Here is a 10,373-nt window from a genome sequence, read left to right as displayed (position 1 = left end):
CTTCGGGGCCCCGCCGCCCCCCGTGCCCCCTGCGGGCGGCCCGGGCAAGAAGCGGACGGCCGTCATCATCGGTGCGGCCGTAGCCGTCCTGCTCGCTGCCGGAGGCGGCGTGTGGGCTCTGGCGGGCGGCGGCGGTTCCGACAGCCCGAAGGGGCACCACAGCGCCTCGCCCGCCCCGAAGGAGAGCACCGGCGGCGACAGCGACAGCGGCGGCACGGCGGGCCCGCGGGAGGGCGACGACGACCCCAACGACGGCCGCCGGGCCGGCGAGGCCAAGGTCCTCGTCAACCAGAACGGTCCTCAGGTCGAGCGCGCGGGGTCCGCGTCGCCCGGGGTGTGGGTGTTCGGCGACTACGTCGTCAAGACCGTCCAGGAGAAGGTCATCGCCTACTCCACGACCGACGGCAAGGAGAAGTGGACCATCGCGCTGCCCAAGAGGGTCTGCGCGGCGCCCGCGAACGTCACCGACGACGGCAAGGTCGTGGTGGCGTACGACAGCGGCGAGAAGGACTCCTGCGGCAACTACGCCATGCTCGACCTCAAGGAGGGCAAGAAGGGCTGGGACAAGCCGATCCCCAAGTCGGGCGGGTTCGCCGAGAGCTTCATCGGCCTGGACATGGCTCTCAGCGGCAACGCCGTGGGCGCCGCGTGGTTCGGCGGCTCCGGTATGGTCCGGGTGAGTGACGGGGAGACCATCCCCACTCCCCAGCTGGAGTCCGGCTGTTCCGTGGACGGCTTCGCGGGCGGCAAGGCGTTGCTCCGCTCGTGGCAGTGCGTCAGCGACAGCACGTCGCACATCGAGAAGCTCGACACCTCGACGGGCAAGCCGGTGTGGACGTACGAGGGCCGCAAGGGCCTCATGACCAAGAAGATCTACTCCAGCGAGCCGGCCGTGGTCTCCCTCGCGTCGGACGACAAGAAGTCCGGCGGCGTCATCGCCCTCAAGGACGGCAAGGAACGCTCGGTCATCGACCTCGGCAACGAGTCGTACACGCCCACCTGCGGCATGTCGATCATGGGTCACGACCTGGGCGGCTGCCAGGGCGTCGCCGCGACCGACAGCACCCTCTACCTGCCGACCGGAGGCGAGGACAGCTACTCGGCCGGTAACGAGATCCACGCCTTCGACCTCGACACCGGCAAGCGCAAGTGGGCGTCGAAGAAGACCAAGCCCGAACTCATGCCGATCCGGGCGGAGGGCGACAAGGTCTTCGCGTACCAGAAGCCTTCGTACGACAAGGCCGGCGCCGTGGTCAGCATCGGCCCCGACGGCGAGCCGAAGACCGTGCTGCAGGCCCCGCAGGCCACCATGCACGCCGAGAACCTGTTCTTCGGCGCCAAGTACCTGTACGAGGGCGACCGCCTCGTCATCGCCACCACGCGCCTGTCGGGCAGCAGCTCGGGGGGCAGCGACGGCAACAAGCTGCTGCTCGTCTTCGGCAAGGGCTGACACGGCGGCGGGCCGCGAACCCGCTGCACGGAGCCGTTGCACGGACCAACGGAGCCGTCGCACGAACCAGCGGACAAGGGGCGCGCACCGGATGGTGCGCGCCCCTTGGCGCAGGCGTACGGCGCGGCCGGTCAGTCCATGCGGCGCGGGGCGCCCAGCAGCCTCGTCTCGGCCTCCGTCGCCCGGACGTCGACGTACGTCCACGACCCCCCGGCGCACCACAGCGTCACCGTCTCCGGAAGCGTCGGCAGGGCCTCGACGTCGGCCTGAGGCAGCCGCAGAAGCCGCCCGAGCAGCTCCGCCTCCTGCGGCGAGACCCGCTGGACGCCCACGAGGCCGGCGCCGCGCAGCAGACGAGGTGTGTCCGGCCCCACGTAGGGGAGCAAGGTCAGGACCGACTGCCAGGGCGCGGTCACGACCCGCCCCCGGGGCGGCCGCGCGCCGCAGTCGCGCACGACCAGCACCGGGCTGTGGACCGACGGGCCCTGCGGGGGCACCCGGCCGACGTCGTGCAGGGTCACGCAGGGCTGTCCGCCGTTGACGGCCTGGGCGAGGGTGGTCCACAGCGCGCGGCGGCCGGTCTCCACGGCGATCCGGGCGCCCGTGCCGGCCGTACGCAGAGCGATCACCTGGGCCGTCCAGGCGCCGCCGATCAGGACGGCGTCGAACGGCACGGGGCGGGCCACCCCGAGGACCGCGGGCGCCTCATGCGCGTCCGTGCCGATGACCACGCCGTCGTCACCGACGGGCAGCGCCAGCGCCTCGAACTCCTCGGGAGCGAGCTCGTGCCGGCCGCGGCGCGGCCCCAGCAGCCCGCGCCCGGCACGGAGCCACCCTGCGTGGGCCCCGGGGGGCGTCGTGATGGCCATCAGCGCGTGCCTCCCAGGGGCAGAGTGGCGAGCATGCCGGGCACCTGCTCGTGATCGAGCCGCACGAGGCCGGTCCGTGCGGCACGCGCCGCACGCTCCAGTTCCCGCCGCGAGGCGGCCAGTTCGTCGGAGCTGCGCCCCGTCACCCGGATGTGCGCGGTGACCGTCGGCGCATGACGCCCGTTGCGCAGGCCGCCGCGCCCCAGCGTCAGGCTCAGCGTCGTCGCAAGGGCGGGCAGTGCGGTGAGGTGGGCGGCGAGCTGCGGCAGAGGCACGGCCCCCGGCCCGAGCTGAGGCCAGCGCGCCACCCAGTACGTCGTGTGCCAGCGGTCGTCGCACCGCAGTGCCCTGGGGCTCTCCAGCGTGCGCCGTGCGGGCGCGGCGGCCCGCGCGGCCTGGGCGGAGGCCACAGGGTTGACGTTCGCCGCGGTGGACAGCGCGGCCGTCAGGTCCTCCTCGGACAGCAGCACGGCCCGGAAGCCGGCCCCCTGCAGCCGGCTCGCCAGCTGGTCCGCCGCCCGCAGCACGCAGCGGCGCACGCCCTCCTCGCCCCCGCCGCGCGCCTCGACCGCCTCGGGGCACAGCTCGGGGTCGAGCTTGAGCGCCACCCACGTGGTCCGCACCGCCGGAGCCCCGGAGAGGGCCTGGAGCGGCGCGTAGTTCCGCGCGGCCAGCGCTTCGGAGGGCAGGTGCGGGGCCGGCGCCGGGAGGGTGCTCTGCACCACCTGTACGGACTCCAGCCGGATGCCGTCGACGTCCAGGGCGTCCCGCAACAGGGCCAGCGGCAGCGCCTTCTCGGCGCGCACGGGGCGCAGCGGGGCGTCCACCGCGTCGATGCGCAGCACGGCCGTCACGAACGTGCCGTCCCCCACGAGGCCCACGGCACGCTGCCCGCGGTCCGTGAACCGGCCCGTCCGCAGTGCCGGTTCGCACTCCACGACCGGTGCGACCGCCGGGTCGGTGCCCGCCGGCGCCGGTGCAGACCGCCTGAGGCGGTCCCGCAGCGCCAGCCGGGCCGGCAACGACTCGGCCACCGGCCGCTGCCCCAGGGGGACGAGCGCGAGCAGCACCAGCACCACGGCCGCCACGGCGGCCGGCACGAGCAGCAGCGGGCCCGCGACCCATCCGAGCAGCACGAGGCCCGCGGCGACCTCGATCAGCACCAGCTGCTGCAGCCGCACGGGGCCGGTGCCACCCCCGCCCCGTGCCGAGGCGCGCGGGGCGACGGCGGCCGCCCCGGGCGCGGCATTTCCCCGCGCCCGTACCTGCGTTGCGGCACCCATGCCCGTCACAGCCCCCTCAGCCGTCGCCGGCCGCCCGCACGGGGCGGGCCGGGAATCCGATCAGCGGCATGCCCTGACAGCCGGACTGATCCCTACCGGCATAGTAGGGGCCGGTACGACAACCCGACCAAGCGCAGCGCCTGTCGACCGACGCCGACGACCAGAGGAGAGAGCGGCTACACATGGCATCACGGCGGGATGAGCTCAACGCCTACATCTTCGCGAGGAAGCGCACCGTCGCGGCCTTCCTGCAGCCTTCGCCCCACGGGACGGAGGAGGGAGCGCCCCGCCCCCTGCGGGCCGTTCTGCCGGGCCTCGTCGCCGGGGCGGTGCTGATCGCCGGCTTCGGCGCCTGGGGCATGTTCCGGCCGACCGCGCCCAAAGGCTGGGACGACGAGGCCGCACACGTCATCGTCGGCAGCCAGTCGACCACGCGCTACGTCGTCCTGACCACGGACGGCAAGAAGCAGCTGCACCCCGTACTCAACTTCGCCTCGGCGAAGCTCCTCCTGGCTCCCGACAAGTCCTCCGTCATCAAGGTGAAGGAGGAAGAGCTCGACAACGGGCACATCCCGCGCGGCCCCACGCTGGGCATCCCGTACGCCCCCGACCGCATGCCCGGCTCCGGCGAGGCCGGCAAGCAGAAGCAGTGGGCCGTCTGCGAGCAACCGGGCGGCACGGGCGGGCGGACGACCCAGAAGGCCGTCTTCCTCTTCGCCGGGCGCGACCCGAAGCTGAAGAACCTCACCGGCGAGCAGCGGCTGCGCGGCGACCAGGCGCTGTATGTGCAGGGGCCGGACGGGGCCCGCTACCTCGTGGACCCGCAGGGCACCAAGTACCTGCTCGGCGGGGAGGACTGGCGGTCCGCCGACGCCTCCGACCACAACCTGCTGCTCCGCTCCGTCTTCAAGGACGGGGCCCGGGCCCAGCCGGTCACCAAGGACTGGCTGGACACCCTGCACGACGGGGCGCCCATCGTCTTCCCCGACACGGGCGGCGACGTCGGCGCGGACGCGGGCATCGGCACCCTGCCGGGCAAGGCCAACCGGGTCGGCACGGTCCTCGAAGCGCCCACCGGCGGCGGCACCCAGAACTACGTCGTGCTCCGCGGCAAGGTCCAGCGCGTCTCACCGCTCGTCGCCAAGCTGCTCCTCAACAGCCGCAAACTCGCGGAGCTCGGTCAGGCCGGGGTGCCCGAGCGGGTGAGCGCGGCCGCCTTCACGCCCGCGGAGGAGGAGTTCTACGGGCAGTACCACTGGCCCTCCACGGTGCCCCGGCAGGCGAACTTCACCGGCTCCGGAAGTGCCGCCAGGGACACCGTGTGCAGCGTCTTCGGGGGCATGTCCGCGGACGGCACCGCCGAGCTCGCCACGTGGGCGGGCACCGAGTACCCGGCGACGATCCCCGACGGCGCCACGAGCGCGTACGTCACCCCCGGCTCCGGGCTCCTCTACCGCCAGGTCACCGGGCGCCAGACCAGCAGCGGACCGGTCTTCCTCGTGACCGACACGGGGCTGCGCTACGCCGTCCAGTCCAACAGTGACAGCGGCACGGGCAAGTCGAAGATCGGCGAGAAGGCCTCCCCGCCGGCGGGCCCGGACGGCTCGCCCGAGGCGCCGCACGGAGCGGCGGGCACCGCCGGATCCGCCGGTCCCGCCGAGGCCGACCAGGCGCGCATCAGGCTCGGCTACGGGAAGGTCGACCCCCTGCCGGTGCCCGCGAACTGGTCGCAGTTCCTGCCGACGGGGCCGCGGCTGGACACCAACAGCGCCAAGCAGCCCCAGGGATCGTGAGAGAGCCGACGTGAGAGAGCCGATGCCACGCACGACGACATCACTCGCCCTTGCCCTGTCGGCGGCGCTCACCGCGTGCCTGACGGTGACGGCCCCCGCCGCGGCGACGACGCCTGCCGTAGCGGGGGACGTCCCGCCTGCGCATGAGGCCCCACCCGTGCCGGTGAACCTCGACGGCAGCGGCGAGTGCACGTACCCCGCCAAGACCATCAAGGGCACTCCCTGGTCCCTTCAGCGGATTCTGCTCGACCGCCTCTGGCAGGACACCAAGGGCCGCGACAGCGCGGGCCGGCCGGTCCGCGTCGCCGTCATCGACTCGGGCGTCGACGTCAAGAACCCCCAGCTCAAGGGTGCCGTCGACGTCGAGAGCGGGGCCGACCTGCTCACCGGCATGCCGGAAGCGGCCAGGGACGGCACCACGCCCGGCGGCAACGGCGACGGCACCGGCGTGAGGGCGGACGACAAGGACGCGCCCCGGGCCCCCGCCCCCGGGCCGTCCCCCAGCCCCGCGGCAGGCGCAAAGGGCCGGGACAAGGACAAGGGCAAGGGCACGCCGTCCCCGGGCCCGTCGGCGAGCCCCTCGGCGGGCGACAGGAACGCCTCCGGGAAGCCGGAGAAGTCTCCGGAGCCGAGCCCGTCCAAGAGCCCCGAGAAGAGCCCGGAGAAGCCGCCGGAGAAGGAGCCCGAGAAGCCGAAGCCCGACCCCACCCTCGACCTCGTGGGCCACGGCACCAAGGTCGCGGGCATCATCGCGGCCCGCCCGTCCCCCGGCACCGGCTTCGTGGGCATCGCTCCGGAGGCGGTCGTCATCCCGATCCGCCAGAACGACGAGAAGGGCACCGGAACCTCCCGCACCCTCGCGCAGGGCATCGGCCTGGCCGTCGCCGCCGGAGCGCGTGTCATCAACATCTCCCAGGACACGGCGAAGGCCCTTCGGCCCGACTCCGACCTCGAGCGCGCCGTCAAGGACGCCCTGGACAAGGACGTCGTCGTGGTCGCATCGGCCGGCAACGACGGCCTCGGCGGCGAGGTCAAGGAGACCTACCCGGCGGCGTACAAGGGCGTCCTCGCTGTCGGCGCCTCCGACCGCAACAACGAGCGCGCGCCGTTCTCGCAGCCCGGCGAGTTCGTGGGCGTCGCCGCACCCGGCGTCGAGATGGTCTCCACCGTCCCCCTGGGCGGCCAGTGCGTCGACAACGGCACCAGCTTCTCCGCCCCGTACGTGGCCGGTGTCGCCGCCCTCATCCGCGCCAAGCACCCCGACTGGAAGCAGCACCAGGTCGTCGCCCAGATCGAGCAGACCGCCGAGCGCGCCACCAACGGCCACGACCGCTACGTCGGCTGGGGCGTCGTCGACCCGGTGCGCGCCCTCACGGAGGACGCCCACCCGGTCGACCGCGTCACCGCGGACAGGCCGGCGGCCCGCAGCGCACGGGCCCCCGACGTGGCTCCGCTCGCCGCGGGCGAGTCCCCGCAGCAGCGGAAGGAGCGCCTCGCCACGTACGCCCTGGGCGGAGCGGCCGTGCTTGTCGCGACGATCGCGGGAACTGCCGTCGTGGCACGGGAGCAGCGGCGCCGCCGGGGGCTGCGCGGCTCGGGCGGTCTGTGATGGTATGTCACGACCGTCAAAGAAGCCTGACATGTACGTGGTTGGGGCACGCGTCGCGAGTGACTAGAGTGGCACGGGCGCCTTCACGGGCGCTCCAGGGGGAGGGCACGGGGCCGTGAGCGGTCGGCCGGTCCGCCGGCCGCGGCAGCGGCGCCGGTCGCGCATTTCGGCTCCGGCAGCGTCCGGCGCCGCGGTGCACCGGCGTCCTGCGCCATGGACACATGCAGAAGACAGGCCCCTCGGGGGAAAGGCGGAACATGTCGGAGAACGACAAGCAGAAGATCAGCGACCAGGAGTTCAAGGCGTTCACGGACGCCATCGACAAGACCAGCGGGCACTTCTCCGCCAACCTGCGCCAGCTGGCGAACGTCATCGCCACGCTGGACGGCGGCAGCTCGTGGGCGGGCGAGGCCCACAAGGCCTTCCGCAAGGCCCAGAGCGACCTGAACGACGACCACGACCGCGTGCGCCGGATGATCGACCGGGTGCGCGAGGCCGTCGTCCTGACGCACCGCTCCTCCGGGGCGACCGACGCGGAGATCGCCGCCCAGATGAGGGGTGTCGACGTCAGCGGGGGAGGCGCCCCGCCCGCGTCCGCCGGCGGCGGCCACAGCGCGCCGCCGCGCAGCGCGATCGACGATCACTGAACCGGCCCCGGCGCGCACGCCCGCCGGTCCGGATTCCCTTCGGCTTCCCTTTCGACCGATGAACGACACCACAAAGGGTGGGGACACATGGCAGACCAGGGTGGAGAGCTTGTAGTCAATTACAGCTCCCTGCAGACCGCCTCCGAGGACATCAAGAAGGCCGCGGGTGTGATCGAGCGGGAGCTGGAGTCCATGCGCGCCGCCGTCAACAAGGTTGCGGCCGGCTGGGAGGGCGAGGCCCACCAGGCGATGCTGCACGTGGACGCGGAGTTCCGCAAGCGCAGCGCGCACATCCAGGCGACGCTCAAGCACGTTGCGGACCTCGTCCTGAAGGGCGGCGAGCACTTCCACGCGACCGACAAGAAGGCGTCGCAGCTCTTCGACATCAGCTACTGAAGCCGCTGAGGCCGCTTATGGCCGCACGACGGCAAAGGCGGGGGGCGGCCGGGCACCGGCCGCCCCCCATCGCATATCTCTGCCGGATTACTGCAGGTCGAACTCGCCGTCGCGCGCGCCCAGCACGAAAGCCCGCCATTCGGCCGGGGTGTAGCGCAGGACGGTTCCGTGGTCGGTCGAGGAACGCATCGCCACCGCACCATCGGAGAAGTAGGCGATCTCGACGCGCTCCTCGTCGTCCTTGGCCTCGGGCGCACTCAGCCATTCGAGACCGGAGAGGTCACGGGCGTAGAGCTCGTCCTTCTCGTGTTCGTCCATGGGGCAGGGGCCGCCTTTCGGTGCGCAATTCCGCCGGATTTCCCCGGGCGCCACGCGAGTTGACGCCCACGGGCAACAGTCGTGAGCAGCGTACTCCCGATGGTTGCACCACAGAGTTGGTTCCGGGACGGTGCTCGCAGAATGCACGGCGCGCGGCGTGAAGTGGTATAGGGCGGGCGACGCGATCCGGCCGCATGGGGCGGCGGCACGCGCCGCCCCATGCGCTCACACCTCTTCGGGCAGCCACCCCACCTGCACCAGCGGCACGCCTCGCTTCCGCGACACGAAGTACCCGCGCCCCGGCGGCATCTGGTGCGGCCGCACCCCGCCGAGCAGGTCGCCCTCGCCCGGGTCCCCGGACAGGAGCACGCCCTGGGCGCCCAGCTCCTTCACCCGCTGCATGAAGGACTCGTACATCGACCGGGACGCGCCCGCCGAGCTGCGCGCGATGATGAAGCGCACGCCGACGTCGCGCGCGAAGGGCAGGTTCTCGGTGAGGACGGCCAGCGGGTTGCCGCTGCCGGTGGAGACGAGCTCGTAGTCGTCGATGATGACGAAGAAGCGCGGCCCCGACCACCAGCTGCGGTCGCGCAGCTGCTGCGGCGTGATGTCGGGCTGCGGGGCGCGCCGCTCCATGAGGCGGTTGAGGGCGTCCGCGTGCACCGTCAGGGCGGAGGCAACCGGCGCGTACTCCAGGAGGTGCGTGCCGGGGACGACGTCGAGGAGCGTGCGGCGGTAGTCGCCGACCACGATCTTCGCCTCGTCGGGGCTGTACCGCTCGGTGATCTGCTTGGCCAGCAGGCGCAGCAGGGCGGTCTTGCCGGACTCGCTCTCGCCGAAGACGAGGAAGAACGGGTCCGTCTCGAAGTCGACGAAGACCGGTTCGAGGCTGGTCTCGTCGATGCCGAAGGCCACGCCGTGCTGCGGCTGCTCGAAGCCCTTGGGCAGGTCGTCGGCGCGCAGCCGGCGCGGCAGGAGCCGCACACCAGGTGCGCCGGGCCCGTCCCACGCCTCGCTGACGGCCCGCACCATGGCGGCCGTGCCCTCGGTGAGGGTCTCGGGGTCGCTGCCGGAGTCGATGCGGGGCACGGCGGCCATGAAGTGGAGCTTCTCGGGGAGCTGCCCGCGGCCGGGCACCCCCGCGGGGACGTTCGCGGCGACCTTGCGGTCGAACTCGGAGTCCATGGTGTCGCCGAGCCGCAGCTCGAGCCGGTTGAGGAGCTGGTCCTTGAGGGAGGCCCGCACCTCCATGTTGCGGGAGGCGGTCACCACGACGTGGACGCCGTAGCCCAGGCCGCGCGCCGCGATGTCGGCGACGAGGCCCTCCAGCATCTCGTACTCCTGCCGGAAGCTCGCCCACCCGTCGACGATCAGGAAGACGTCGCCCCACGGCTGGTCCGTGATCTCGCCCGAGGCCCGCATCCGCCGGAACGTGCCGATCGAGTCGATGCCGTTCGCCCGGAAGTACTCCTCGCGGCGCGCCAGGACACCCGCCACCTCGGCGACCGTGCGGCGCACCCGCTCGGGGTCGAGCCGTGACGCCACGCCGCCCACGTGCGGCAGGCCGGCTACGGCGCTCATGCCGCCGCCGCCGAAGTCCAGCCCGTAGAACTGCACCTCGGCCGGGGTGTGCGTCAGCGCGAAGGCCGCCACCAGCGTCCGCATCAGCGTCGACTTGCCGGACTGCGGACCGCCGACGACGAGCATGTTGCCCGCCGCGCCGGAGAAGTCGCGGTGCAGCACGTCGCGGCGCTGCTCGAAGGGCTTGTCCACCAGGCCGATCGGGACGCTGAGGCGGCCCGGGCGGGCGTACTCGGGCGCCGTGAGGCCGCGGCCCGGGACGACCGACAAGGGAGGCAGGAGCTCGTCGAGGGCCGCGGAGCGGTCCAGCGGCGGCAGCCACACCTGGTGGGCCGGCGGGCCCTGGCCCTCCAGCCGGCGCACGATCACGTCGAGCACCGTGTCCGCCAGCGCGTCGTCGCCCGGGGCCTGTCTCTTATACACAACT

Annotated in this window: 9 protein-coding genes; 5 read left to right on the top strand and 4 right to left on the bottom strand. The window is 73.1% G+C overall.

The window, feature by feature from the left end; translation table 11 throughout:
* On the top strand, window positions 1–1,450 hold a 1,450-nt coding region (locus ACSNOH_RS29855), incomplete at its 5' end, for an outer membrane protein assembly factor BamB family protein (RefSeq protein ID WP_436724565.1).
* Window positions 1,451–1,581: 131 nt separating this feature from the next.
* Here ACSNOH_RS29855 and ACSNOH_RS29850 read toward each other — a convergent pair.
* Both ACSNOH_RS29850 and eccE read right to left on the bottom strand, forming a co-directional pair.
* Window positions 1,582–2,319 carry a hypothetical protein gene (locus ACSNOH_RS29850; protein ID WP_436724564.1) on the bottom strand — a complete coding sequence of 246 codons (738 nt, stop codon included), beginning with the start codon at window positions 2,317–2,319 and terminating at the stop codon, window positions 1,582–1,584.
* Window positions 2,319–3,602, bottom strand: coding sequence for a type VII secretion protein EccE (gene eccE / locus ACSNOH_RS29845; RefSeq protein WP_436724563.1), 1,284 nt, complete (start codon window positions 3,600–3,602; stop codon window positions 2,319–2,321). The genes ACSNOH_RS29850 and eccE overlap by 1 nt, the downstream gene beginning before the upstream one ends.
* Before the next feature lie 182 nt (window positions 3,603–3,784).
* On the opposite strand from eccE, the gene eccB reads away from it, so the two are divergent.
* From eccB to ACSNOH_RS29825, 4 genes are all read left to right on the top strand, one after another.
* Window positions 3,785–5,395, top strand: a complete 1,611-nt coding sequence (eccB, locus tag ACSNOH_RS29840) for a type VII secretion protein EccB (RefSeq protein WP_436724562.1) — start codon at window positions 3,785–3,787, stop codon at window positions 5,393–5,395.
* Window positions 5,396–5,417: 22 nt separating this feature from the next.
* Window positions 5,418–7,004: a type VII secretion-associated serine protease mycosin gene (gene mycP, locus ACSNOH_RS29835; protein WP_436724561.1), complete on the top strand. Its 1,587-nt coding sequence runs from the start codon at window positions 5,418–5,420 to the stop codon at window positions 7,002–7,004.
* Window positions 7,005–7,261: 257 nt separating this feature from the next.
* Entirely contained in the window at window positions 7,262–7,651 is a 390-nt protein-coding gene (locus tag ACSNOH_RS29830) for a WXG100 family type VII secretion target (RefSeq protein WP_436724560.1), read from the top strand.
* Between the two features lie 87 nt (window positions 7,652–7,738).
* On the top strand, window positions 7,739–8,047 hold the full coding sequence (locus ACSNOH_RS29825) for a WXG100 family type VII secretion target (RefSeq protein ID WP_436724559.1): 309 nt from the start codon (window positions 7,739–7,741) through the stop codon (window positions 8,045–8,047).
* 87 nt (window positions 8,048–8,134) lie between these two features.
* On the opposite strand, the gene ACSNOH_RS29820 is transcribed toward ACSNOH_RS29825, so the two are convergent.
* Both ACSNOH_RS29820 and eccCb read right to left on the bottom strand, forming a co-directional pair.
* Complete coding sequence (locus tag ACSNOH_RS29820; RefSeq protein WP_436724558.1) at window positions 8,135–8,365, bottom strand: DUF397 domain-containing protein; 231 nt, start codon at window positions 8,363–8,365, stop codon at window positions 8,135–8,137.
* Between the two features lie 225 nt (window positions 8,366–8,590).
* Window positions 8,591–10,373, bottom strand: a 1,783-nt coding sequence (gene eccCb, locus ACSNOH_RS29815) for a type VII secretion protein EccCb (RefSeq protein WP_436724557.1), incomplete at its 5' end; no start/stop codon positions are given.

This window comes from Streptomyces sp. URMC 127, assembly GCF_051386535.1.
Lineage (GTDB): Bacteria > Actinomycetota > Actinomycetes > Streptomycetales > Streptomycetaceae > Streptomyces.
This window is presented reverse-complemented; position numbering and strand designations above follow the sequence as displayed.

Bases quoted from the DNA above. Each gene is read 5' to 3' on its own strand.
- mycP (WP_436724561.1), top strand. From the start codon at position 5,418: ATGCCACGCACGACGACATCACTCGCCCTTGCCCTGTCGGCGGCGCTC.
- ACSNOH_RS29830 (WP_436724560.1), top strand. From the start codon at position 7,262: ATGTCGGAGAACGACAAGCAGAAGATCAGCGACCAGGAGTTCAAGGCG.
- ACSNOH_RS29825 (WP_436724559.1), top strand. From the start codon at position 7,739: ATGGCAGACCAGGGTGGAGAGCTTGTAGTCAATTACAGCTCCCTGCAG.
- eccB (WP_436724562.1), top strand. From the start codon at position 3,785: ATGGCATCACGGCGGGATGAGCTCAACGCCTACATCTTCGCGAGGAAG.
- eccE (WP_436724563.1), bottom strand. From the start codon at position 3,602: ATGGGTGCCGCAACGCAGGTACGGGCGCGGGGAAATGCCGCGCCCGGG.
- ACSNOH_RS29820 (WP_436724558.1), bottom strand. From the start codon at position 8,365: ATGGACGAACACGAGAAGGACGAGCTCTACGCCCGTGACCTCTCCGGT.
- ACSNOH_RS29850 (WP_436724564.1), bottom strand. From the start codon at position 2,319: ATGGCCATCACGACGCCCCCCGGGGCCCACGCAGGGTGGCTCCGTGCC.